The sequence below is a fragment of the Achromobacter animicus genome, assembly GCF_902859585.1.
In the GTDB taxonomy this organism is placed as follows: domain Bacteria; phylum Pseudomonadota; class Gammaproteobacteria; order Burkholderiales; family Burkholderiaceae_B; genus Achromobacter; species Achromobacter animicus.
This window is the reverse complement of the sequence record NZ_CADIJM010000003.1, coordinates 329270-354171: the sequence shown is the minus strand read 5'-3', so window position 1 is coordinate 354171 and position 24902 is coordinate 329270. Positions and strand designations below refer to the sequence as shown.

22 protein-coding genes are annotated in these 24902 nt (G+C 66.1%); 11 read left to right on the top strand and 11 right to left on the bottom strand.

Going from position 1 to position 24902, the window contains the following annotated elements; genetic code table 11:
- Nucleotides 1-39 precede the first annotated feature (39 nt).
- From HV681_RS10745 to HV681_RS10725, 5 genes are all read right to left on the bottom strand, one after another.
- Nucleotides 40-1611, bottom strand: coding sequence for an ABC transporter substrate-binding protein (locus HV681_RS10745; RefSeq protein WP_175123076.1), 1572 nt, complete (start codon nt 1609-1611; stop codon nt 40-42).
- A 69-nt stretch (nt 1612-1680) separates the two neighbouring features.
- Nucleotides 1681-3126, bottom strand: a complete 1446-nt coding sequence (locus HV681_RS10740) for a M81 family metallopeptidase (protein WP_175123075.1) — start codon at nt 3124-3126, stop codon at nt 1681-1683.
- Between the two features lie 118 nt (nt 3127-3244).
- Nucleotides 3245-3643 carry a RidA family protein gene (locus tag HV681_RS10735; protein WP_175123074.1) on the bottom strand — a complete coding sequence of 133 codons (399 nt, stop codon included), beginning with the start codon at nt 3641-3643 and terminating at the stop codon, nt 3245-3247.
- A 28-nt stretch (nt 3644-3671) separates the two neighbouring features.
- Nucleotides 3672-4808 carry an NAD(P)/FAD-dependent oxidoreductase gene (locus tag HV681_RS10730; RefSeq protein WP_175123073.1) on the bottom strand — a complete coding sequence of 379 codons (1137 nt, stop codon included), beginning with the start codon at nt 4806-4808 and terminating at the stop codon, nt 3672-3674.
- Nucleotides 4809-4980: 172 nt separating this feature from the next.
- Nucleotides 4981-5472 (bottom strand): MarR family winged helix-turn-helix transcriptional regulator, encoded by a 492-nt coding sequence (locus HV681_RS10725; RefSeq protein WP_175123072.1) that lies wholly within the window; start codon nt 5470-5472, stop codon nt 4981-4983.
- Nucleotides 5473-5607: 135 nt separating this feature from the next.
- Here HV681_RS10725 and HV681_RS10720 point away from each other — a divergent pair, with 135 nt between their 5' ends.
- From HV681_RS10720 to HV681_RS10675, 10 genes are all read left to right on the top strand, one after another.
- Nucleotides 5608-6873: a flavin-dependent oxidoreductase gene (locus HV681_RS10720; RefSeq protein ID WP_175123071.1), complete on the top strand. Its 1266-nt coding sequence runs from the start codon at nt 5608-5610 to the stop codon at nt 6871-6873.
- Nucleotides 6870-7355: a DUF3237 domain-containing protein gene (locus HV681_RS10715; RefSeq protein WP_175123070.1), complete on the top strand. Its 486-nt coding sequence runs from the start codon at nt 6870-6872 to the stop codon at nt 7353-7355. Before HV681_RS10720 ends, HV681_RS10715 begins: the two co-directional genes overlap by 4 nt.
- A gap of 44 nt (nt 7356-7399) precedes the next feature.
- Complete coding sequence (locus tag HV681_RS10710) at nt 7400-8365, top strand: Bug family tripartite tricarboxylate transporter substrate binding protein (protein WP_175123069.1); 966 nt, start codon at nt 7400-7402, stop codon at nt 8363-8365.
- Between the two features lie 110 nt (nt 8366-8475).
- A complete protein-coding gene (locus HV681_RS10705) occupies nt 8476-8994 on the top strand; it encodes a hypothetical protein (protein WP_175123068.1) in 519 nt (172 codons plus the stop codon).
- A 195-nt stretch (nt 8995-9189) separates the two neighbouring features.
- Entirely contained in the window at nt 9190-9789 is a 600-nt protein-coding gene (locus HV681_RS10700; protein WP_175123067.1) for a nitroreductase family protein, read from the top strand.
- 210 nt (nt 9790-9999) lie between these two features.
- A complete protein-coding gene (locus HV681_RS10695; protein ID WP_175123066.1) occupies nt 10000-10428 on the top strand; it encodes a VOC family protein in 429 nt (142 codons plus the stop codon).
- A 13-nt stretch (nt 10429-10441) separates the two neighbouring features.
- Nucleotides 10442-11368, top strand: a complete 927-nt coding sequence (locus HV681_RS10690) for a LysR substrate-binding domain-containing protein (RefSeq protein ID WP_175123065.1) — start codon at nt 10442-10444, stop codon at nt 11366-11368.
- Between the two features lie 135 nt (nt 11369-11503).
- The gene (locus HV681_RS10685; protein WP_175123064.1) at nt 11504-13585 is read left to right on the top strand and encodes a DUF4387 family protein; all 2082 of its coding nucleotides are present in this window, start codon (nt 11504-11506) and stop codon (nt 13583-13585) included.
- 127 nt (nt 13586-13712) lie between these two features.
- Complete coding sequence (locus HV681_RS10680; protein ID WP_175123063.1) at nt 13713-14540, top strand: lysozyme inhibitor LprI family protein; 828 nt, start codon at nt 13713-13715, stop codon at nt 14538-14540.
- Nucleotides 14541-14899: 359 nt separating this feature from the next.
- Entirely contained in the window at nt 14900-15628 is a 729-nt protein-coding gene (locus tag HV681_RS10675; protein WP_217467847.1) for an META and DUF4377 domain-containing protein, read from the top strand.
- A gap of 79 nt (nt 15629-15707) precedes the next feature.
- On the opposite strand, the gene HV681_RS10670 is transcribed toward HV681_RS10675, so the two are convergent.
- Entirely contained in the window at nt 15708-16151 is a 444-nt protein-coding gene (locus tag HV681_RS10670; protein WP_175123061.1) for a CopD family copper resistance protein, read from the bottom strand.
- A gap of 170 nt (nt 16152-16321) precedes the next feature.
- Complete coding sequence (locus tag HV681_RS10665; protein ID WP_175123060.1) at nt 16322-18784, bottom strand: penicillin acylase family protein; 2463 nt, start codon at nt 18782-18784, stop codon at nt 16322-16324.
- A 328-nt stretch (nt 18785-19112) separates the two neighbouring features.
- Here HV681_RS10665 and HV681_RS10660 point away from each other — a divergent pair, with 328 nt between their 5' ends.
- Entirely contained in the window at nt 19113-20162 is a 1050-nt protein-coding gene (locus tag HV681_RS10660) for a hypothetical protein (RefSeq protein WP_175123059.1), read from the top strand.
- 12 nt (nt 20163-20174) lie between these two features.
- Here the strand turns inward: HV681_RS10660 and HV681_RS10655 are convergent, their stop codons facing one another.
- From HV681_RS10655 to HV681_RS10640, 4 genes are all read right to left on the bottom strand, one after another.
- The gene (locus tag HV681_RS10655; protein WP_175123058.1) at nt 20175-20996 is read right to left on the bottom strand and encodes a hypothetical protein; all 822 of its coding nucleotides are present in this window, start codon (nt 20994-20996) and stop codon (nt 20175-20177) included.
- A gap of 208 nt (nt 20997-21204) precedes the next feature.
- On the bottom strand, nt 21205-21537 hold the full coding sequence (locus tag HV681_RS10650; protein WP_175123057.1) for a DUF4148 domain-containing protein: 333 nt from the start codon (nt 21535-21537) through the stop codon (nt 21205-21207).
- Nucleotides 21538-21821: 284 nt separating this feature from the next.
- Nucleotides 21822-22907 (bottom strand): LuxR C-terminal-related transcriptional regulator, encoded by a 1086-nt coding sequence (locus tag HV681_RS10645; RefSeq protein WP_175123056.1) that lies wholly within the window; start codon nt 22905-22907, stop codon nt 21822-21824.
- Nucleotides 22908-23203: 296 nt separating this feature from the next.
- Entirely contained in the window at nt 23204-24892 is a 1689-nt protein-coding gene (locus HV681_RS10640; RefSeq protein ID WP_175123055.1) for a DUF6138 family protein, read from the bottom strand.
- Nucleotides 24893-24902 lie beyond the last annotated feature (10 nt).

The following is a 24902-nucleotide window of genomic DNA, read 5'->3' as shown; positions in this document are numbered from 1 at the left end:
CGGCTTGCGGCCGGGCGCGCACGGCGCCCGGCGTCTGCCTTACGGTTTCTCGATGTTCCACATCACCGGAATGCCGGACTTGATCAGATCGGTCTGCTTCAAGCCGCGCACCGCGAAGACAGGCTTGAACTCGCCCCACATCACGTAGGGCACCGTCTGGTAGGCGCGCGCCTGGATCTGCGCGGCAAGGTCCTTGCGTTTGGCGGCGTCGTTCTCGCGGATCCAGCTGGTGCGCAGGGTGTCCAGTTCCTTGTCGCACGGCCAGCCCGGCAGGCTGTTGCCGCAGGCGGCGGATAGCCACGGGTTGGTGACCGGCGTGCTGGCGTCGAAATAACCGCCCCAGGTCAGGAAGATGTTCCAGCCGCCTTGAGCGGGCGGATCCTTCTTCAGGCGGCGGCCGGCCAGCGAGGCCCAGTCCATCGACTGCAGGTCCACGTTCACGCCAGCCTTCTTCAGGTTCTGCGCCAGCACCATGACGGCCGGGGCGCTCAGGTGATCGGTGGGGTACAGCAGCACCACCTTCTCGCCCTTGTAGCCGGCTTCCTGCAGCAGTTGCTTGGCGCGTGCGGGATCGGTCTTGGCGTAGGGCGCGGCGCCCGCGTCCGTGGCCAGGGGCGAACCGCAGATGTACATGGTGGCGCAGTAGTCCACCCGGTACTTGTCCGGGTAGCCCATCGCGGTCAGCATTTCCTTCTGGCTGACCAGGTAGTACACCGCCTGGCGCGCGAGCGGGTTGTTGAACGGCGGATGCAGCGAATTCAGGATCACCATGCCTTGCGAGGCCACCGACGTGCTCAGCGTGATGTCCGGGTTGGATTCCAGCACCGGCAGGAAGTCGGGCGTGACCTGTTCGATCATGTCGACCTCGCCGTTCATCAGCGCGGCCGTCGACGTGTTTCCATCGGGGATGTAGACCCATTCCACGCGGTCCACCTTCACGTTCTTGCCGCCCGCCAGGCCGTCAGGCGCTTCGGATCGCGGCACGTAGGACGGGTTCTTCACATAGACGACCTTGTTGCCGGGCACCCATTCATCGCGCTTGAAGAGGAACGGACCCGAGCCGACCATTTCGGTGACCTGGGTGTTCGGATCAGTGGCGGCCAGCCGCTTGGGCATGATGAAGGGCGGCATGCCCGAAGGCTTGGACAGCGCGTCCAGCACGAGGCCGAAGGGCTCTTTCAGCGTCAGCGTGAACGTGTTTTCGTTGGTGGCGGCAAATTCTGCGCCGGCCGCCATCATGGCCTGGCCCAGCGTGTCCTTCTTTGCCCAGCGCTGGATCGACGCAATGCAGTCCTCGGCCGTCACCGGCGTGCCGTCGTTGAACTTCAGACCGGGACGCAGGGTGAAGGTCCAGGTCTTGCCGTCTTCGGACGTGGTCCAGGTATCCACCATCTGCGGCTTGACCTGGCCCTTGCTGTCCTGCGCGAACAGGGTGTCGAACACCATGTAGCCGTGGTTGCGCGTGATGTAGGCGGTGTTGAAGAGCGGGTCCAGCGTCTTCAGGTCGGCGTGCGGCACGAGGCGCAACGTCTTGGTCTGGGCGAGTGCACCGGTCGCGGCGCTCATGGCTAGGAGCGCGGCGGCTCCCAGCAGGCTGAAACGTCTGATCATGGATTTCCCCTTGTTGGTTCTGGTCTGCCCGTCATGGGCGGCAATGGTGGTTGGTCCTCGGCCCCCGCCTCAGGCCTTGAAGGGCCATTTCGGCAGCTTGCGCTTCACGAACGGCAGCGTGTTGAGGTCATTCGTGATGGCGCCGGGCGTTTCGACGTAGATGACGTGGCGGCCGACCTTGGAATACGAGGCATAGAAATGCTGCGAAGACTTCACGATGACGAGTTTCATCGCGGCCAGGTCCACGCCGAATTGCGTGAAAAGGTCGGTGCCCATGGCCTGGGTGCGTGAGGTGGTCATGACGAGGGTGACGCCGCCGGTGCGCACGACGGCCACGTCGCCCAGCAGCGCAGGCGTGCCGGCCAGACCAGTCATGACGGCGTCGCGCTTGAGCGCCAGGATCTCGCAATCCAGGTCCAGCGGCTGGCCGGACACCGGCGCCACCTTGCCGCCCACGCGCAGCTTGATCTGCGCGCCTGCGCCGGCCTCGAAGCACAGTTGCACGGCAACCGGATCCCAGAACGGGCCGGTGGCGACATCGGTGATGCCGCGCGCCAGCACGCGTTCCAGGATGAAGGTGGCATCGCTGGGCGCGCCGCCGCCGGCGTTGTCGGCCGAATCGGCCAGCACCACCGGGAATTCCTTGTGCGCCAGCGCCTGGTCCAGCGCTTCGTCCGCGCCGGGGTAAGGCGGCGCCAGCTGATCGCGGAAACCGATGATCTCCTCGCCCAGCGTGCGCGCCAGCGCCTCGGCCTGCGCGGCGTCGCCGTCGGTATAGACCAGCACCTTCGAACCCATGTCCGGCGTGTCGCCCCACGGGAAGCCGTGCGCGATGGACACGGACAGCACGCCTTCCTTGCCTTCCATCGCGAGCAGGCGGTCCACGAAGCTGCGCATCGGCTCGCGGCTGGTGTGCATGATGGAGATCATTTCGCAGTCGTAGACCGCACGCGTGGGGTTGATGCGGCCCTCGGCGCGCGCCACGCACAGGTCGACCAGGTCGAACGCACGTTCCAGGATGTCGGTGTGCGGGTATTCCTTGAAACAGACCAGGAAGTCGGCGCTCTCTACCATCGCGTCTGTCAGGTGACAGTGCGGATCGAGTTCGGCGCCGATCACGGCGTCCGGGCCGACGATCTCCCGCGCGCGGCGCAGCAGGTCGCCTTCGCAGTCGTCGTAGCCGTCGGCGACCATCGCGCCATGCAGGCCGAAGAGTGCGATATCCACCTTGCCCGCGCGGCGCAGGTCGTCCAGCAGCTCATCGCGCAGCGTCTCGTAGGCGTGGCGGGTGGTGATGCCGGCCGGCGTCGCGCCTGCGGTCAAGCCTTCGATCAGCGTCCAGTCCTTGCCCGCGGCGCGCTGGCGCGCGGCCCACAGCGGACCCGAAAACATCTGCATGCGGTCCGGATGCTGGCCGGCGGGGAAGTAGCCGCGCGCCCGGTAGGAAGCCAGGCCGGTCGGAATGGGGGAGAAGGTGTTCGTCTCGGTCGCCAGGGACCCGGAAAAGATCTTCATGAATGACGCTCCGCGCTAGAGAGGGGCTTTGAGGGCGCGGGCATCGGGGCGCGCGCTGGGAGGTGTCGCCCCGCCAGGCGTGGGCCTGGCGGTGACATGCAATCGAACGAATACGGCGTCAGGCGGCTGCGGGACCCTTGGGCTGGCTGTCGCCCAGCCAGGCCTGCACTTCGATCTCGACATCCACGTCCATGGCCAGCTTGGCCTCGACGGTGGAGCGCGTGGGGAAATCGGAAGAGAAATGGCTGCGGTAGGCCTCGTTGAACTGCGCGAACAGCGCCAGATCGGTCAACCACACGGTCACGCGAACCACGTCCTTCAGGCTGGCGCCGGCCAGTGCGAGCGTGTCCTTGATGCGCTCGATGGCGGCATTCGTCTGGGCGGTGATATCGCCGCGCACGACCTGGCCGTCGGCATCCAGCGGGATCTGCCCGGACAGGAACAAAAAGCCGCCCGCCTGAGTGGCGCGCGAGAAGGGCAGGGGCAGGCTGCTGGGGTATCGGGTGATGGCGGTCATGTCGGGGTCTCGGTTATCGGTGACTGGATCAGCGCAAGCGCTCGGGCCGCACGGCGTCGGCATTGACGCCGTGCGCGTGCAGGTGATCGGGTAGGGGCTGGCGCGTCAGCAGCGCGGCCGCCAGTTCGGAAGTGGCTGCGGCGGTCTGGATGCCGTAGCCGCCTTGCGCGGCCAGCCAGAAGAAGGCCGGCGTGGCCGCGTCCCAGCCCACCACGAAATCGCCATCGCGCACGAACGAGCGCAGGCCGGCCCAGATGTGCTTCGGGCGGCGGATGGTCAGCGACGTGGCGGTTTCGATGCGATAGATGCCGGTTGCGACATCCAGCTCTTCGGGCACGACGTCGTGCGCGTCGACCGGATCGGCATTGGCGGGCGAGCCCAGAAGCTGCCCGGCGTCCGGCTTGAAGTAATAGCTTTCGTCTACGCCGACCACGGCGGGCCAGTGCGAAAAATCGACGTCGTCCGGACCGCTGAAGGTAAAGGCGGTACGGCGGCAGGGTTGCAGGCCGACGGGGGCGGCCCCGCACAGCGTTGCCGTGTGGTCGGCCCACGCGCCCGCGGCGTTGACGACGGCGCGCGCTCGGATCTGGCGCCCGTCGGCCAGGGTCAGCGTCCAGACATCGTTCTCGAACGCGGCGCCGGTCAACTCGGCATTGTTGTGCAGCACCGCGCCCTGGCGGCTCATGCCGCGCAGAAAGCCCTGATGCAGGGCATGCACGTCGATGTCGCGCGCGTCGGGCTCCTCGATCGCGCCGCAGAGCTGGTCTTCGCGCAGGCAGGACACGCGGGCCACCGCTTGCGCGGCGTCGATCAGCGTGACGTTGGGCGACTGGCGGTGGAAGTCTTCGAACACTTCCTGCAGCAGATCCTTCTGGTCCGGCGTTGCGATGTACAGCACGCCGCGCGGGCTAAGCAGCGGATGCTCGCAGAAGCCTTCGGGCGGATGCTCGTAGAACGCGCGGCTGGCGCGCGTAAGCGCCTTGATCTGCGTGGTGCCGTAGGTCTCCATGAACATGGCTGCGGAGCGGCCGGTGGAGTGATAACCGGGTTGGGACTCGCGTTCCAGCACTGCCACGGACGCCGAGGCGCTGAGGCGGTAGGCCACGGAGGCGCCGGCGATCCCGGCGCCGACCACGGCAAAGTCGTATAGGGTTTCAGCAGTCATTTTGTCGGAAGCGAGAATTCTCTTATTTGATAATTCTCGAATACGATAGTTTTTTGACGCGGCTGGAGTAATAGGGGAATGCCCGCATGGGCGCAAAAGGCGCGCACGATGCGGCGAAGCGCGGAGAGGGAAGCCGCGCTACCTGTCCATGGGTGCGCGACGGCGGGCCGCGCTACCCCAGCTTGCCCAGCAGACCGATCAGTTTTCGCCGATCCGCCGCGCCGAGCTTGCCGCTGATGCGCGCGTCGTGCGCCTGCACGGCCTCGGTGATGGCGGCTAGCGCGGTGTGGCCGGCCGGCGTCATGGCCAGCGCGTAGGCGCGCCGGTCGCGTTCGGCTTCCTGGCGCTCCACGTAGCCCAGTTCCTGCAACTGGTTGACGATCTGCACCGCGCCCGAGCGCGCAATGCCCAGGATGCGCGCCAGGTCGGTGAGCTTGAGGTTTTCATTGGCGGCGATCAGCGTCAGTGCCGAATAACGCTGCGGCGTGATGTCCCACGGCGCCAGCGCGGCCAGGAAGTCCTCGTAGATCAGGATCTGCGCGCGGCGGATGGCGTAGCCCACCAGATCGTCCAGCGCGCCGTACTGAATGCCGGGCACATGCGGATCGAAGTGTTCGCCGCGGGCAGCAGGGCGGCGAGGGCGTGGGGCGGAGGCTCTGGACATCGGGGGCAGATCGTGAAACGGGGCCTCAACACTAATGCACGCGTCGCCGCCGCGCCACCGGATTGCGGGAAATCCCTCGTGCGAAACGCGTGGCTATTTTGTTATGTTGCATAACAAATAAGACCAGGAGTAGACATGCATATCGTCATTGCCGGGGCCGGGATCGGCGGGCTGACCCTTGCGCTGATGCTGCATCGGCGCGGCATCGGCTGCCGCATCTATGAAAGCGCGCAGGAATTGCGGCCATTGGGCGTCGGCATCAATCTGCTGCCCCATGCGGTCAGCGAGATCGAACAATTGGGCCTCATGCCCCAGTTGGCCGAACGCGCCATCGAGACCTCGCAGCTTCACTACTACAACAAGCTCGGCCAGCCGATCTGGCGCGAGCCGCGCGGCCTCGAGGCCGGTTATCCGCTGCCGCAGTTTTCGGTGCATCGCGGCGAATTCCAGATGCTGCTGGCGCAGGCCGTGCGCGACCGGCTCGGCCCGAATGCCATCGTGCCGGGCATGGTGCTGGAATCGGCCAGCCAGGATGCGGCGGGCGTGCACGCGCAGTTCCGCCGCCGCGCGGACAACGTGCTGCAGGCCGTGCACGGCGACATCCTGGTGGGCGCCGATGGCATCCACTCGGCACTGCGCCGTCAGCTTCATCCCGTCGGGGACGAGCCCCGTTTTTCCGGGCGCATGTTGTGGCGCGCCGTGACCGAGGCGCCGCCGTATCTGGACGGGCGCAGCATGTTCATGGCGGGTCACCAGGACCAGAAATTCGTCTGCTATCCGATCTCCGAACCGCTGCGCAAACAAGGCCGTTCGCTCATCAACTGGATCGCCGAGCTGTCGATCCCCGGCGCGGAACTGCCCGCCACCGACTGGAACCGCAAGGTCGACAAGTCCGTCTTCGCGGACCGCTTTGCCGATTGGCGCTGGGATTGGATCGACATCCCTGCCATCATCGACGGCGCCGAGGCGATCTACGAATTCCCGCTGGTGGACCGCGACCCCTTGCCGCGCTGGACGCGCGGGCGCTTTACGCTGCTGGGCGACGCGGCGCATCCGATGTATCCGATCGGCTCGAACGGATCGGCCCAGGCGATCCTGGATGCGCGCTCCCTGGCCGACTGGCTGGATCAGGCGGTGCAGGGCAAGGCGCGTTCAGCAGAGATCGCGCTGCTGGAGTACGAGGCCGAACGTCTGCCGCGCACCGCCGGCATCGTGCTGCGCAATCGTTTGAACGGCCCCGAACAGGTGATGCAGTTGGCCGAAGAGCGCGCGCCGCAAGGCTTTGCGAACATCAACGACGTCATATCGGGCGAGGAGCTGGCGGCGGTATCGCTGCGCTACAAGCAGCTGGCGGGTTTTGACCCCGCCGCGCTGCGCCTTGCCCGCGGAGAAAAGCCATGAGCGGCGCCGATGCCATCAACGAACCCCACGCGCCCCGGCTGGAACACGTGACCACCGTGGTGGTGGACGTGGGCGCGCCGCAGGAAGTGGGCGATACGCCGCAGGGCCGGCGCCGCGTGATCCCGATCACGGGCGGCACGGTCGACGGTCCGCGTCTGTCCGGCAAAGTGCTGCCCGGCGGCGCGGACTTCCAGATCATCCGCTCGGCCACATTCACGGACATCCACGCACGCTATGTGATCGAGACGCCCGAAGGCGAGCGCGTGTATGTCGAAAACACCGGCATCCGCACGGGCAGCGCCGAGGACATCGCGCGGCTGGCGCGCGGCGAAGCCGTCGATCCGGCGCGCATCTACTTTCGCAGCTATCCCCGCTTTGAAACGTCGTCGCCCGCGCTCGGCTGGATGAACGAAAGCCTGTTCATCGGCACCGGCGCGCGTTATCCCGACCGCGTCGAATTGCGCTTTTATCGCATTTGCTGAACCCGCGGCAGCCGCCGCGGCATTAAAAAAACCAGGAGACAACCATGCAAACGATGCTGCGCCGCCTGCTGGGCGGCTTCATGCTGTGCCTGCCGCTTGCGGCAGCCGCCCAGTTCCCCAATGGGCCGGTGCGCCTGAACGTGGGTTTTCCGCCCGGCACGGGGCCGGACATCGTGGCCCGCACGTTGTCCCAGCACATGGGACCGCTGCTGGGCGAAAGCGTGGTGGTGGAGAACAAGGTCGGTGCGGGCGGGCAGATTGCCGCCCAGAACGTCGCGCGCAGTCCGGCGGACGGCCAGACGCTGCTGCTGGGCGAGGTCGGCTCGATCAGCATTTCGCCTGCCACGTACCGCAACCTGAACTACGATCCGCCGCGCGACTTCGCACCGATCTCCGAGGTAGTGCGTGCCGACTTCGTGCTGGTGGTGCCGGCCAGCTCGCCGTACAAGGACCTGCCGGCGTTTATCGACGCCGCGAAGAAGGCGCCGGACCGCGTGAACTTCGCCACCTTCGGCGCGGGTACGCCCGGCCATTTCGGCGCGGAGCTTTTCGCGCGCGAGGCGGGCCTGAAGATCGAAGCCATCCATTACCGGTCGACGGGCGATGCCGTGTCGGGACTGGTGTCCGGCGGCGTGCAGGCGGCCTTCGTGACGACGGCTCTGGCCGCGCCCCAGGTGCGGGGCGGCAAGCTGCGCGCGCTGGCCACCACCGGCGCGAAGCGCTCGTCCGCGTTGGCTGACGTGCCGACGTTCGCGGAGGGCGGCCTGCCCGCGGTCAATTTCGGTGCCTGGTTCGCGTTGTTCGCGCCGGCCGGCACGCCCGAGGCCGTGCTGACTCGCTTGCAGGCTGACAGCGCCGCCGCGCTGCGCCAGCCTGCCGCCGTGAAGACGCTTGGCGAAGCGGGATTTGTCGTCGTGGGCTCGGACCGGCAGGCGCTGCAGGCCTTGCTGACCGCGGAGTCCAAGCGCTGGGCCGATGTGGTGAAGGCGACGGGGTTCCGCGCCGACTGATGGACCGAGGGATCTGGCCGGCCGTACGTCGCCGGCCATACGTCGCCGGCCACAGCGATTGCTATAGTCTCGCGCTCATCAATCTTCGCGCTTCACTGGAGACCCGCTGCATGTCCGATCCCACGTTCGATCACGTTCTGTCCCACCCGCCACGCTGTCTGGATGGCGTGCGCGTGACACCCGCGCCCTTGATCGTGGAAGACCGTGGCGAGGTTGCGGTCGCATTCCGCCTGCTAGGCGCCGGCGGCGCGCAGACGGGCGAAATCCTGGGCTTTGACCTGCGCGACTACAACGAACACGTCCAGGACTACGAATTCGTGTCGCCGCTGGCCGTGAAATGGGACGGCGCATCGGAGGATGTCGTGGTGTTCGACAGCGACATCCACGGCTATCACGGCGAGCTGGATTGCTCGGCCAAGATCCGCGGCGAGGGGGCGGCGCAGGCCTTTGCCTGCCCCGCCTGCCAGGGCACGCGGTTCAGCGTCTTCGCCCAGTTCGACTACGACGGCACGGACGAACTCTGGGACGAAGATCCGGACACCGTGCAGAACTTCTTCAGCAATCTCATCGTGGCGGGCCAATGCACGTCCTGCAACACGGTGACGCGCGTCCTGGACATGGACCTCTGACCAAATCAAACGTTTGAACTCGGCCGTGTGAAGGCGGCCGATTGCTCGTGCGGACAGCACCTTGCAGCCCCTTTGGCACCATCAGTGGAACAGTATGTTCCAGCCAAAGTGCGTTTGAACGGGTATTCGCGTCATGGTCGAGCCGGTAGAATGCCTCCCATCGTCATCTCTATCTACTGGTCGAAAGGTCAAATAATGAGCAACGCATATCTCGAAGCGCTCAAGCAGCGCCGCACGCAGTATTCGCTGGGCCGCAACCTGTCGGCCTCCAAGGAAGAACTGACCACGCTGATCCAGGAAGCGATCAAGCACAGCCCGTCCTCCTTCAACTCGCAAAGCTCGCGCGCCGTGATCCTGTTTGGCGCCGAAAGCGACAAGCTCTGGAACCTGGCTACGGAAGAAGTGCGCAAGGTTGCGCCCGCCGAAGGTTTCGACAAGACCGAAGCCAAGCTCAAGAGCTTTGCCGCCGGCGTGGGCACCATCCTGTTCTTTGAAGACCAGGACGTCGTGCGCAGCCTGCAGGAAAAGTTTGCGCTGTACGCCGACAACTTCCCGGTCTGGTCCGAGCAATCGGGCGGCATGGCCCAGTTGTCCGTGTGGACCGCGCTGGCCAACGCCGGTGTCGGCGCCAGCCTGCAGCACTACAACCCGCTGATCGACGCCGCCGTCGCGCGCGAATGGAACGTTCCCGCCTACTGGAAGCTGCGCGCGCAGATGCCGTTTGGCTCGAACGAAGCCGGTTTCGGCGATAAGGCTTTCATGGACGACGCCGAGCGCTTCCGCGTGTTTGGCTGATCGAATCCGGGGGCGTGCCGCGCACGCCCCGCATGACCGCGGTATTCAGGCCCGCATTGCCCCACACGGCAATGCGGGCCTTGTCATTGACGGGCTGACTGAATGCGCAAGCCGGCAATGCATCCCGGTGGTATCCGTTTGACCGAGCACCCATATCGCCTGCAGCGGATGGCGCTATAGTCGACCGATCCCCACCAGGAAGGAGATGTCATGCAGACCAACGAGATCCATCGCGGTCGTCTGATCGATCACATCCAGCTTGTCGTGCGCGATCTGCCGGCCAGTCAGCGCTTCTACCAGGCGGTGTTCGATGCCCTGGAGGTGCCGATGGGCGGCACGGCCGACGACTACTTCTGGGCGGACGAGCTCTTTGTCTCGTCGGCTGACAGCCAGGCCGCGCTGGGCCAGTTGACGGGACGCCACCATCTGGCGTTCCAGGCGCGAGATCAGGCGATGGTCGACGCGTTTTACAAAGCGGCGCTGGCTCACGGCGGCAAGGACAACGGCGCGCCGGGATTCCGCGAATACCATCCCGGCTACTACGGCGCCTTCGTTTTGGATCCGGACGGCAACAACATCGAAGCCGTGTTTCATGGCGAAGCCCGGCGCAGCGCGCCGTCAGTCAAGGTGACGTTCTGACCGGAGCGTTTCCGTGCAACTGCGCCATCTCCGGTACTTCGTGAAGATCGTCGAGGCGGGCAGTTTTTCCCGCGCGGCGGCGCTCATTCCGGTGGCGCAGCCGGCGCTCAGCCAGCAGATCGCGGCATTGGAAGAAGAGCTGGGCGTGACGCTGCTGCATCGCAGTGCGCGGGGCGCGCGTCCCACGGCCGCGGGCGCCGCGCTCTACACGGAAGCCGCATCCATCCTGAGCCGCATGGAGCGCATTCCGCAGATCGTGCGCTCGCTCAGCGGCGACATCCAGGGCGTCGTGCGCATCGGCATGTCGTCGACGCTGGCGTCGTTTCTGGCGGGCGAACTGATGGAAAAATGCCGGGCGGCGCTGCCCAAGATCAGCCTGCGTTTCAGCAGCGATGCCAGCGGCCAGCTGGGCGCCCGCATCCGCGACAGCTCGCTGGATCTGGCGCTGGTGTTCGAGGACGAACCGACCACGGGTTTTGCGCGCCAAGCGCTGTTCCGGCAACGTCTTTTCGTGATCAGCCCGCGCAAGCCCGGGCGCCGGCCGTCCGCCATGCGCTTCGAGCAACTGGCGGACATGCCGCTCATCCTGCCCGCGCATCCCAACATGACACGCAATCTGCTGGACCGGCTGTTTGCCGAGGCCGGCATCGCGCCGCAGGTGGTGGCGGAAACCGAGGTCTTTTCCGGCATGCTGTCGGCGGTGCAGGCGGGCATCGGCCATACCATCCTGCCGCTGGGCGATTTTTCGGGGCAGCCGGGAAACGCGATGGTGTCCGCCGTGCTGATCGAGCCGCCCGTCTATCTGACGGCGGCAGTCATCGCGTCCAGCGACGTGCCGCTGGCGCCGCCCGCCGAGGCGGTGCGCACGCTGCTCAGCGAGTTCGTGATGCAGCAGGTGCAGGAAAAAGGACTGGCCGGCGCGGAGCCGCTGCCTTCCTGACGCGCCGCTAAAGGCCATATCCGCGGCCGATACCCGCATATCGACATAGTATTTTTCCAGCTTCGCCGGCAGGCGCAATCTTCACGCTCATGCAGCAACCGCAATGTCTGCGGCCTGCAGAACTGGAGAGTGATGATGGCAAAGCTGGTTTATCGCGTGGTGTCCGCGTGCGGCGCGTTGGGATATGGATTTCCCCGTGAATCGCTGCAAAAGGCGCTGGAAGGGCGGATCGACGCCGTGATCTCGGATGCTGGATCGATGGACGCCGGCCCCTATTACCTGGGCACGGGAACCGAATACTTCGAACGCGAGGCCGTGAAGGCGGACTTTCGCCACATGGTCGAGGCGGGCGAACGCATCGAGGGTCCGGTCATCCTGGGAAGCTGCGGCATGGCGGGCGGCAACCGCAACCTGGACTGGATGATCGACGTCGCCAAGGAAGTGTTTGACGAGCTGGGCGTGAAGGACCGCGCCGTGGCGGTCATCCGGTCTGAACTGGACCCGGCCAGCGTGATCCGCGAATTCCGCGCGGGTGCGCTTCGGCCTACGGGCGCCGGGCCGGAGCTGGATGCAGCGGCGCTCGAAGAGAGCACCATCGTGGGTCAGATGGGCGTGCATCCGCTCATCACGGCGCTGGAAAGCGGCGCGAAGTACGTGCTGGCAGGCCGCTCGTGCGACATTGCACTGTTCGCGTCCGACATGATCCGCCGCGGTATCGATCCGGGTCTGGCGTACCACGTGGGCCACGTGCTGGAATGCGGCGCGCTGGCCTGCGACCCGGGCTCGCCGTCGGATTGCCTGATCGCCGAAATCTACGACGACGGCACGGCGCTTTTCGTGGCGCCGGACTCTGGACGGCGCTGCACGCCGTATTCGATTGCGGCGCATTCGCTGTACGAGGAAAGCCATCCGCAACTGCAGTTCTATCCCGAAGGCATCCTGGCGATGGAACACACGGAATTCTTCGCGCGCGACGCCCGCACCGCCGGCATCCGCAACAGCCAATTCGTGCATGCGGGCAAGCCATGGCCGTGGAGCATCAAGCTGGAAGGCGCGCGGCGGCTGGGCAAACGCAAGGTGTCGCTGGTTCATCTGGATCCCGCGGACCTGCCGCGTGTGCCTGGCGACGTGCTGGTCTATGGCCGCAACGGCGTCCAGGCCGTGCCGCTGCGCGAGGGCGAAAAGGAGCTGGGTCTGATCGTGGAAACGTGCGCGGCGACGCCGCAGGCGGCCGAAACGCTGGCCAGTCTGCTGACCCACTATTTGATCCACTACGGCTATGCGGGGCGCAAGGCCACCGCCGGCAACATTGCCTATCCGCTGTCGCCCAATCTGGTGAGCTTCCGGCGTGAAGATGGGCAGTACGGCGCGGTGGTTCCCAGCGGCACGCGCGATCCGGTGTTCCAGGCCAATTACCCGATGATCAAGGACGCGGTCATCACGCTGGTTCAGGCGGAATTTCCGGACGCGCTGCGCGCCGCCACCTGGAAAATCCATGAGGCCGACGCGAGCCATCCGGTCGCGCTCGTGCGCACCATCGACCGCGATCCCCGTGTGCTCGCCGACCGCCATCGCGCCGAGTTGCAACGCCTGCTGTCGCTGGCCGCCGCGCGCGACGGCTCGCGGATGGACATGGATGCCGGCGATGCCTACGAATGGACGCTGTACCACCTGCTGCAGAACGAAGACATCATCAAGAACCGCATGTTCCCGATCACCTACTTCCGCGCCAACGGCAAGGCGTGGACGGAAAGCGGATCCGGCCGGCCGCGGTACTACGACATCGGCATCACGGACTACCAGGGCAATCTGGACGACCGGACGCTGTCCCTGATCGCCGACGTGCCGCCTGAAGGCGCGCCCCAGCGCGAACAACCGCTGCTCGACATGGCCGTGGTGGTCCGCAGCAAGGACGCGGGCATCAACCGGCTGACGTTCGACATCGTGTTCAACTCGGCCGCCGACTACGAGGCCGCGTTGCGCTCGAACGTGTTCTGCCCGGCCAATGTGGCGCAGGTGCTGGGCGTGGCGCCCGAGCGCGTGGTTGGCACGTTCTTCGTGGATAGCTGCAACGCCATCAAGCTGACCATCGACCGTCCGAACATTTCTGCTTCGCCGGATGAGCGCGACGTGTTCGGGGCGCAGCAGCAGGCCGTCATCGAGCGTCTGTCGATACCGCATTACGCGGAGCGGCTGGCGATGGCCTCGGCGCTGTAGCGCGTGTTGAGGCCGCCGCCGATCGCGAACGGGAAGGGCGATCGGCGGCGTGCGTTTGTGGGGTCGTCCCCGGTTTCGTGCCAGAATTGCGGGCTGTTCAACCGCCATCGAACCCGAGAAGAAGCCGATGAAACCTGGAATTCCCGCCCTACGGTTGTTGTCCCTGGCTGGCTTGTTCGCCTTGTCCGCGCCCGCGCTGGCCATCGATTGCAAGAAGGCATCCACCGGCGTCGAGAAGCTGATCTGCGCCGACCGCGGCGCGGTGTCCGCCGACGCGGAATTGAATCGCAGCTACAGCGCACTGTTGAAAGCCGCGCCCGATGCCGAGATCCGCACCATGCTGATCGACGGCCAGAAGCGTTGGCTCGCAGCGCGCGACAACGCACTGGAAAGATTGATCGAGTCGCCCGACCTCCTGCCCGACGGCAAGACCCCCGCGCAGGCCGCGCGCAGCCTGATCCAGGCGCGCAGCGCCCAGTTCAAGGAAAAGGCCAAGGGGTCTGATACGCCGGTCCTGATCGCGCGGGCGCTGGATCAGCGCAAGTTCCGGGCGCAGTTCACCGGCGGTCCGTTTGCCGGGTTTGCGTCGTCGTGCGACGTGCTGCCGCCCGACTACAACAACTATTCCTGCTTCGCGACCCGCCATTACCAGCACAATGACCGCGTCTGCTCGGTGGACGAGTATTGGGCGTCCGGCGGCGTCTACACAAAGCGGTACGTGGCCAGCGTGGTGAACGGCAAGCCCAAGGTCATCGCGTCGTGCTCGTTCAGCAGCGCCGACGAGGCGTGCGACGACGGCAATGGCAAGACCCACTGGAACCGGTCGCCGGCAGCGCCCGATTTCAGTTATGCCGACAAGCCTCTGCCGAAGATCGACGGCGAAATCTTCGATACCGACGACTACGAATGGGCGCAGGCTTGCCTGGCAAGCCCGGTGTATCCCGCTGCCAAGTAGCGCGTTCAGGCCTGCGCGGCCGCGCGTGGGCCTGACGGGGAAGGTGTCAGACTGTAATCGCGCCCGCGCTGGCCGTGAGGGCTGGACCGCGCCCGCCGGATGAACATTTCCCAAGCGGGGCACACGGCGCGCGGACGAGTTGATCACGCCGCCCTGGGCTGGACGGCCGCAAGATTTGGAAACGGACTGCGCCGCGCAGCGGTAATTTCGTCCACGGCACGGACGTAGAATCCCGCTTTTCGTCAATGCCACGCGGCCGTCAGGAACCAATCATGAAAAAAACCATCCTTCTTGCATCCGTCTGCGCGGCGCTGCTGTCTGCCTGCGCGCCCACGACCTCACCCCGCGAAGGATCGTCCATGCCTGATTCCGCCACCATGTCCGCCGAAACTCAGGCCGGCCTGAGCGCCTACCACTGGCGCCTGACCGCCGCCACCGATGCCGCGGGCAAGTCCATCGCGGCGCTGCAAAAGGGTGTCGAGCATCAGGTGCGCCTGACCTTCAAGGACGACGGCGTGAACATCCGCGGCGGCTGCAATGCGCAATTTGGCGGGTACACGTACAAGAACGGCGTGCTGACCATCGCGAACCTCGCGTCGACGATGAAGGCCTGCGAACAAAGCCTGATGCAGCTCGATGCCGAGATCGCCCAGCGCCTGAAGGGCGATCTGCGCGTGACGATGTCGGGCGACAAGGCCGAGCCGACGCTGGACCTCACGACGCAGGACGGCAGCGTGCTGAAGTTCGTGGGTGAACCCACGCCGGAAACGCTGTACGGCAGCGCGGGCCAGATCATGTTCCTGGAAGTGGCGGCCAAGCGCGCCGAATGCAGCCATCCGATGATTCCGCACTACCAGTGCCTGATGGTGCGCGAACGCAAGTTCAATGACGCGGGCATCGCGCTGCCGGCGCCGGACAAGTGGCAGCCGCTGTACCAGTCGATCGAAGGGTTTGAGCATCAGGAGGGCGTGCGCACCGTGCTGCGCGTCAAGCGCTACGACTGGAAGAACCCGCCCGCCGATGCGCCCTCCAAGGTCTACGTGCTGGACATGGTGGTGGAGCAGGACGCCTCGGGCAAGCGCAAGTAAACGGGGAGGGGCGCGTGGAGGGGCGTTAGCGCGATCCGCGCGGTTATCGTCCTGTTCGCGGTTAGCGCCCTTGGCCCGGTCACCAGGTGACGTAGAACATCGCCTTGGCCAGCACGACGATGGCCAGCATGTGGCAGAACACGCTCAGGTGCAGACGCCCTTGCAGCGCGCCGGTGAGCTTGCGCTGCCTGGCCAGCACCAGCGCGGTCGCCACATGAATCAGCACGCTGATGGCCAGCGCGATCTTGATGGACAGCAGCAGGCCGAACGATGAGGCCAGCGGCGCGGACAGGGCGCCGCGGTGCTGCCACGCCAGCCCCAACCCCGCCAGGTACAACACCACCACCGACCACGGCACCACCGAACGCACGCGCGGCCCGAGCTGGCTGCCCAGCGCCTTGCGCACGTCGGACGGCAGGCGCCGGTGCACCGGTTCAAGAAACAGCACCTCGAACGTGACAGTGCCGACGAACAGGAAGGCGGCAAGCAGGTGCAGGATGAGCAGCACGGGGTAGAGGGTCATGAGGGCATTCTCCGCCCGCGGATCGCGGCGCGAAATGACAAACATCAAGGGTGCAAGGTCCGGGTTGAGTCCAGCGCATCATCGACCCAAGCGAGCAGCCCGATAAAAAAGCCGGGCCGCGCTCCCTCGCAGGGAGTCGCAGCCCGGCTTGTCCATCCCCGGAACTCAGGTCACTTGCCCGCCGGCTGCAGCGTCAGCGTATCCGACCGCTGGCTATCCACCTTGGCCCGGCTGAAGGCCATCGGGAAATACTCGCCCGTCGCCCAGCCCTTGATCAGGTCCTGGTAATGCGGGCTGCGCGGATCCGCCGATTGGCCCGGCACGTTCTGCACGCGCGAGTTGTCCCAGTCGGACACGTCGATCACCTGGCGGTACGACGCGCCGCTGGTCACGCGGTAGTCGCTCTTGCGGAACGTCGCGCGATGCACCGTGTCGTTGTCGCCGCCGACCGGATAGCGCGGCGTGCCCCACGCCTTGGCGGTGTCGGGCGGCAGCAGGCTGGCCAGGCTGTGATCGAACTGGATGTGGTGCAGCTTGCCCCACTGCCACTGCTTCGAGTCCGGCCCCATCTTCGCGGTGAGCTTCGTGAGGCCATCGGCCAGCGCCTGCAACAGCAGGGCGTCGCGGCCCTGGTCCGGACGAGGACCAAAGGCGGCATCGGGCGTGGCCAGCTTTTCCAGTGTCTTGCGGGTGGAAAGCTCGCCGAATGCCGCGCGCCCGTTTGCCGGCACATACAGGTCGGTTACGCGTTTGACGACCTCGGGCAGCCAGAACGCATAGACGGTGGCGGCCCGGGAGTCCGTGGCCATGCGGTAGTCCCAGTCCTTCAACAGGCTCAGCGCTTCGCCGACCTTCGCGTCCGCCGAGTTCAACGACTTGGCATAGCCACCCAGCGTGCGGGCAGGAATCGACAGATTGTCGAACTGCAGGTCCTGCGACTGCTGCACGGTCAGCCCCTTGCCGTCAGCCACCACCTCGCGGATTCGCTGGATGCGGAAGGGTTCGGCCCAGGTGCGCGCCGACATGTCCTTGTACGGATAGTTGGCGGGCAGGTTGTACTCATTGGCCGTGGCGACATAGCCTTCGGGCGGATTGAAGACGCGGGGCAGGGCGTTGCCGGGCAGCACGCCGCGCCATTCGAAGTCGCCATTGCCCGGCACGGGCAGCATGCCGGACCAGTCGTTGCGCGGACGGATGGGCGCGATGCTGCCGCCGAACCAGCCGATGTTGCCGTCCACGTCCGCGTAGACCATGTTCTCGCTGGGCGTGTAGTGCTTTTCCATGCCGGCCACGAACTCGTTCCAGTTCTGGGCCTGATTCAAGCGCAGGCTGGCCAGATAGGCGGCCGTACCCGGGAATTCCAGGTAGGCGGCGCGCAGGGCGTAGGCCTTGCGGCGCACCGGGTCTTCGTGGATAACCGGACCATGACGCGTGAACTTCAGGCTGCGCATGGCAGGCGACGCGCCGCGCACCGGAATGCTCTCGTCGATCTGGCGCATCTTTTCCCAGCGGCCCTGGTAGCGGTATTCGCCGGGGTTCGCGGGGTTGGTGTCGTAGACGTACAGGTCTTCCTCGTCGCCGAACGCGAAGATCGTCAGGCCGAACGCGATGCGGTCGTTGTGGCCCATCGACACCCCGGGCAATGCCGGTTCGCCCGCGCCGATCACGTTCCAGCCCGGCGCATTCAGGTGGACCATGTAGCGCAGCGACGGCATCGTGATGGACCGGTGCGGGTCGCCTGCCAGGATGGGCTTGCCGGTGGCGGTGCGTTCGCCGCTCAGCGTCCAGTTGTTGCTTTCGTAGCGCGGCGCCAGCGGATCGAAGGCCGGGTCCAGCGACGCAAGCCGCCCCTCGGACAACGCGCTCGCCAGCTTGGCGCGTTCATCCGCGGCAAGCGGGCTGCGCGGGAAGTCGCCCGCCTCGAACTTCTGGCCGTCACGCGCCAGCCGGTAGGTGGTCAGGACGGACTTGTTGATCTGGCGCACGTCCAGGCCGGCAGGCACCTGCAGCGCCAACGGCGGCTCGAAGGTGCTCAGCCCCTGCACGTTGTTCAGGCCCAATGCGGCGATCTGCTCGGACATCCGCACTTCCTCGCTGACGTTGCGCGTCAGGCCGTAGATGCGGATCAGGGACGTCTCCGGACTCCAGTAGCCCGGCTCGGTGCCGGTCAGCTTGAACTCCGGCGGAAGCTGGTCGGGATTGGCCTTGACCCAGTTCACGTAGGCATTGATGCCGTTGGCGAATGCGGTGAGGATGGCCTGACCTTCGGGGTGGTAGCTGGCGAATTCCGCCTGCATGTCGCCGCGGTACAGGAAGAGGCGCGCGGCGCGATCCTGCTCGATGAAGCGCGGGCCGAACTGTTCGGCCATCTTGCCTTCGCCCTGGCGGCGCCACAGGTCCAGTTGCCACAGACGGTCGCGCGCGGCCGAAAAGCCCTGGGCAAAGAACAGGTCCGCCTGGTTCTTGGCGTAGATGTGAGACACGCCGTGCTTGTCCCTGACGATTTCCACGGGCTGAGAGAGCCCCGGCATGGCAATCGTGTCCTTCTTGCCGCCTGGCGAGGCGCAACCCGCCAGCACTGCGATCAGGCCGCTTGCCAGGAATGCGGCGGCCCTGCGCTTGAACGTACGCATAGACTTCTCCTCCGGTTGTTGATCTTTTCTTTGCCGGCAGTACGTCAAACGCTGGAAGCCGCGCCGAACGCAACACCATGCAGCGACTAGAACTAAAGCAGAAGCGTGGGGAGAACTGTTTTATTTGATTAGATCTGGCAGGACTTGTAACGCTTCGTTGAAGTCTGGCCACTAGGGGAAAGCGCACCTGGCTGACATCACGTCGTCTAATGACGCGATCAGGCATGAAATTTTTGGTCACGACATCGCGCGCCGGCCGGTAAACTCGGGCGCCCTGAATACCGCGGGCGCGCTTGCTGTTCGCCGTCCTCACCCATTGCCGTACCTCATGCCGATCTCCGACCTCGCACGCAGCCTGTCCCGTCCCATCCTCGCCGCCGATGACCTGGAGTCGATGGAGCAGTTCTTCAGTCGGCCCGAGGTTGGCGCCTTCTGGACCCATGCCCGCAACCCGGCGAACACTGCTGCGGCCCTGCGGGATTGCGCCCTTCTTCTGCCGCAACTGCATCCTTCCCATGCTGCGGCGCTTGCGCTGATGGGCGGATCGCTGGTGGAGGGCGGCGCCGATCCCGCCATTCTGTTTCCCACGCTGCACGCACTGCTGCGCGATTGGCTGCAACGCCTGCGACCGTTCTGCGCGCAGGAAGTCGAAGAGGACGACGAGGAGGTCGAAGAGACCGACCGCCAGGCTTGGACGGACGCGCAGGCCAGGTTGGCAGCGGTGCCGCAGGACGCATTCTGGGAGGTCGAAGCCCTGCAAGCGGCCGTGGACGTGCTGGTGCTGCCGATGATGACCATGCTCTTGCGCCACCGTGGCAATCATCAGGCGTTCATCGCCGACGACGCGCTGATGGCCTTGCTGTATGCCATGACCTCGCTCAACGACAGCCTGCCGTTCGACCAGCTGCATTTCCTGTGGCTGGCATCGCGCGTCAGCTACGAAGACGAACTGGTGGTCGTGCTGCCGGCGTCCGGAACGGGTTTCATCGCCGAGGCCCACGCCATCAACAACACCTTTCACGCCCTCACGCTGCTGCAGATCCTGATCGGCGAACACGCGCAGGCGCTGCGCGTGCAGCGGGACATCGCCTCGCGCACGCCGGACATGGATGGCGACACGGCCGACTTCCAGTGGTTGCAGGCCGGCGCGTATGCCGGAGGCGAGCTGAAGAACATGCTGAAGTGGGCATGGGGCGAAGCCGCGCTGCGCGACCATCCGTCCCGCCACGGAAAGCGCGTGCTGATCGCGTTGGAAACGGACGAGGGCACCAAGCGCAACTGGTCGGGTTTCAACGGCGCGATCCACGAGGCGCAGCAGCCGTCGATGACGTTCAAGCGCTATCTGACGCCGGAGGAAGTGGCGTCGTATCTGGCGTGAACCGGCGCAGGTTCAGCTGCGTCCGAACAACCCGTCCACGCTGTCTTGCAGGTCGAAGACGTCCGACACGGCATACAGGCCCACCGGCTTGCCCAGTCGGCTGGTGTCCGGCGGCGTTTCCACGCAGGCCTTGATCAGCACGAACTGGCCGGCCGGATCCGGCATGAACTTCATGCCGGCGACCGACATCCGTTCGATCCGTACGCTGCCATCGTTGTAGCGGCGGCCGCGCGCGGGCTTGTCGCGAACCTCGTCGATGGCGGGCACATGGTCGAAGACGGCGTCGTAGAACTCGATGACCGGACTCTGGTTGGTCTGCGCGCAGTGGTGGACATACGCTGCGTGATAGCGGCCGTCGAGCTGGTATGACACCACGTCGCCCGCCCGGTAGAACGTCAGGCTGTCGGGCAGGCCGGGCGCGCGCTTGAGCGGTGCGGGCGGCGTGTGCAGGAAGGCGGCCTTGATCGCGGCGGTCTTGCGATGAAAATCGTCGCTCAGGGCTACGGCCTCGTTCAGGGCGTCGATGGCGGCATCCGCGCGGTCCGCGATGCCGGCGTCGGCGATGCCGTACTTGTGCAGCAGGATGGCCAGCGCCACGGCGGTCTTGTGGCGATACAGCGGCGAAGCCGCGTCGTCGCCCGCCTGCAGCACGCAGTGCCAGCGGCGCAGCAGGCGCGTCAGTACGCTGTCCGATGGGTTGGCCGCAATGGCGGCGTCATGGCGGGCGCGCGCCATGGTGTCTGCCAGCAGGCGCGCAAGGTCTTCGTCCAGCGTCTGGACCAGGATGTCGGCGGCGAGTTTCTTCAGCGCCTGGGCGTGGGTGATGGCGGTCATGGTGTCGGTCGTGGCCGCGCCGCAGGAGCCGGCGCGGGCCGAGCGGGCGGCGGAGGATCAGGCCCGCAGCGTGTCCCGCAGAGGATAAAGGGGGATGGTATCCCCCTCGTTACCAGATGCAAACCGATCCGCCGATTATTTGCCAAATGGCGTCGCGCGGCGGGGTAGGGCAGCCCCGTCGCCGCGCGAGGTCATCGTGTTGCAGACATCACCACCTGCGCTCCGACCCGCTTGTGGGCTGCGCTGCCGACTGGCCCATGCCGCCGGTCCGGACGGTGGATTCGTATTTCTTGTAGTCCTCGATGTACGTGGGCGAGTTGACGTTCGGGCTTTCCTCGCCAGCCCATTGTTCTTCCAGCCCGGCTTCGCGCCATGCGGCCAGGTCGCGTTCGACGTCGGCCCGGGTGGGCGTGAAGTCCGAGGAAGGCGCCGCGGTCGCCGGCGCGGTTGAGGCGGATTGCGCACCCGCGGGGCTGGACAGCAGGGCAAATGCCGCCAGCGCAGCGGGGATAAGGGCGCGGAATGGCAGGACAGGGTTCATGAAGGGCTCCTTGGGGGTGCGTGGGGGCGCAGCGTTGGGACCGGTGCCGTTCGGGGCGCGCGCGATAGCGCTACGCGGCCGAGGGCAGCTGCGGGACCGGATGGGCGGAGTCATGGTCCGGCGGGCTCAGGCGCCGGTTTGCGGGCCTGCAGATCGCGAGCGCAGACGGGGTGGTGACCCGACAGGCGCTTGGAGGCCCGGGTCTCATGCCTTCGTGCTCATCGTAGAGCCGCATGGGTGCAGGCCGCATACTCAAATCTGAGTACACCAAGCGGCGCACAGGCCTACAACAACGACGCCAGGCGGACCAGTTCGGATTGGCGGCTGCACTCCATCTTGGTCAGCAGAGACGCCACCTGCTTGCGCACCGTCAGGACCGAGGCGTGGCGCAGCGTGGCCACTTCCTCGACGCTGTGACCGGCGGCCAGTCCGGCCAGCACCGCGGCTTCGGCATGCGTGATGGAGAACACCGATTGGAGCTTGGTGACGTCCGGCATCGCGAACGCGCTCTTCTTGCGCATTCGCATCAGCAGCATCCGGCCGCCGATGAGGCTGAGCGCAGGCGGCGCGGCGCTGATGTCGACCCAGAACAGCTCGCCCCAACCCGAAGCCGTGGCCATCGACCGCATCTGGCCGTCACGCGCGACGGCGGCACAGTGCGCATCCAACAGCCGCTGCACCTTGGCGTCCGCATGGCGCAGCCGGCGGCCGTGCAGCGTCCAGCCGTTGACGTCGTCCAGGAAGCCCACGGCCAACGGCGACAGTTTGTCGACGATGCAATCCACGCTGATCAGCAGCACGGCTTCGTTGACATCGGAAAACGCGCTTTCCAGCGACTTCCATCCGATTGCGCGGTTGCGCTCGCGTTGCGACAAGTGGTGGCGCAGCGCGCGGAAGTAGCGGGCGTAGTCGCCGGATTGCAGCCGGTCGCTGGCCTTCGCGTCGATGGACGAACGCTGAAAGCCGATCGCGGCGTGCAGCACGGTGTTCGATTCGATGATGAGCGACAGCACCTGCGCCATGCGATGCCGGGCCATGAAGTCCGCATAGAACTCGGTGCGCTGCAACTGCGCGGGTTCGTACATCCGCGTGGTGTCCAGCCAGGTGCCGGCGGGGGCATTGCGCCCCTCCTGCTCAACGATGTCGCAGTTGCAGTAGTGCTCCTGGTAATCCGAGACGCACGCGTCGGAAAAGCCGATGGCGGTCAGGGTCAGCAGCTTGTTCCTGGCGTCGAACACGATGAGCGCGCCGCTGTCGGCCCCGACAAGATCGCGGGCGGTGCCCAGGATGTCGCGCCACGGCGGTTCGGGGTCGGTCAGGTGGTCGACGGCCTCGACGGCGCGGCGCAATGCGATTCGATGATCGGGCATGGCGAGCCTCCAACTCTGGTTCAAACGTAATCGCTGCTACGTGTCACAGATGGTGGTAGGTGGCGCCGGCCGGCAAGACATGGCGGCGCACCGCTGCTGCGGATCAAAGCGGAGAGCGCGTCGCAGGGAGCGTACAGGGATAGCGGCGGGCCCAGCGCAGATTATCGTCGCAAATTTGCGGGCGATGATGATTTTGCTGTGCTTTCCCGCAAGGAAAATGGCGTGTTGATGCGGCGATACCAGGAAAATTCAACTGGCGCGAAACCCCTGCATATCGCCGCCTGACACCGCCGCGCTTATTGCGCCAGCAGTTGCAGCAGCAGCGCCTTTTTCGGTTCGTCCGCCTTGCGCGCCAGTGCCGCCAGCTTCTTGTCGGATCCGAACAGCCGTTCGCGCACATGCGCCCTCAGGTGCTCGGGCAGTGCGGCCAGTGCGTCAGCCAGCAGCGCAAGCAATGGCGCATCTTCAATCGTGAACCCCGCGGGCGGTTTGAAGCCGTCGGTGCAGACGGACAGGCATGCCACGACGGTGGCAAGGGTCTGCGGCGTCAGCCCATGCTGTTCGAGGAACACGGTGGTGTAGCGGTCCTGCACTGACTGATGTTCGTCGTCCACCAGATCCATGTAGTGGCGCAGCAGCGCAAAGTGGCTGGCGTCGGCCAGACCCAGCGCAAACGCCGCATACGTGCCGGACAGGCAGGCCTTTTCTGCCTCCGCATCCGAATACCACTCGTAGGGCTGGATGGCGGCGTGCGCATAGCGCGCCAGCGCATCGTGCGCCTCGGGATACTGCGCGGCGTTGGCAAAAAAGCGATGCGTGTCGGACTTGGCCAGGCCCTTGATGGGCAGGTAGTGGCGTGCACGGCTTTTCAGTTCGATGCGGTAGCCGGCCGGAAAGCCCGCGCGCAACAGGCTGGCGAGGAAGTCCAGCGCCAGGCAGTAGGCCGCCGGCGACTCCTGCCGGATCGCAATGGACACGGTGGCCAGTACGTCGTTGGCGGCGCAGGTGACGGTGTCGGTCGCCAGGCGCGTGCAATCGGCGGGAATGGCGCCGCTGCCGCTGGCCAGCATGGTTTCGGCGCGCGCGCTGCCGACATCGCGCGCCAGTTCCAGAAAGGTCAGGCCGAGCGGCCGCGCATAGCCGGGTTCAAAGCGCAGGATCAGCGTTGCCGCATACAGCAGCAGGTCGATGCCGCGGTCGTTGGCATCCAGCGTTGCGCCGGGCTTGAGCTTGTAGGTGTTCGTGCGGAAGGCGTTCTGCGACACGTCGAAATAACGCGGCAGATACTGTTCCTCGGACCAGCGGCGCAGCGCGTGGATGATGGAGCCCCGCTGCTCGGCCAGCGACTCCTGGCCCGCGTTCAGCGCCAGCACGCGCGTGAAGACGGCAATCAGCCAGGGGTAATCGAACTTGGGAAACAGGCGTTCGTTCAGCAGATGGCGGCACAGCAGGCTGATGTGCAGGCGGCCTGTGGGTTGGGCGCCGTTCAGCACTTCCTGGTCTACGTATTGCGCGACGCGTTCGCGCAGGCCTTGCTGCTTGGCCTCGTCGGTGTGGTCCACCAGCGTCAGGCGCAGCCGGCCCTCGGTGGTGGGGAACTGCGCGCGAAAGCGGAAGTGGTGGTCCAGGTGCGGTTTGCCGGCAAGCCGGGCGATGCGTTCAAGCACGGCCTCGCGCAGCACGGGCGCCAGCGATTCGTGGACGGCATCGGGACTGAGCGGGCCGTTACGGCCTTCGGCGCGCAGGCCGTCTTCGTCGTCGGGCTCCCAGCTGGGCATGACGTCGAACATGATGCGCGAGGGCTCGTACTCCAGCAGGATCTCGCTGTGGATGCCGGCCTGCAGCGGTGTGCGGGCCACGATCGCGTCGATGTCGTCGCGCGCTTCCAGCTTGTCGAACCAGCCATGGATGGCGGCAAGCGTTTCATCCTGGATCTGCTGGGCGGTCTTGTGATGCAGGCCAATGGCGCGGGACTCGTGGGACATCGTGATTCGT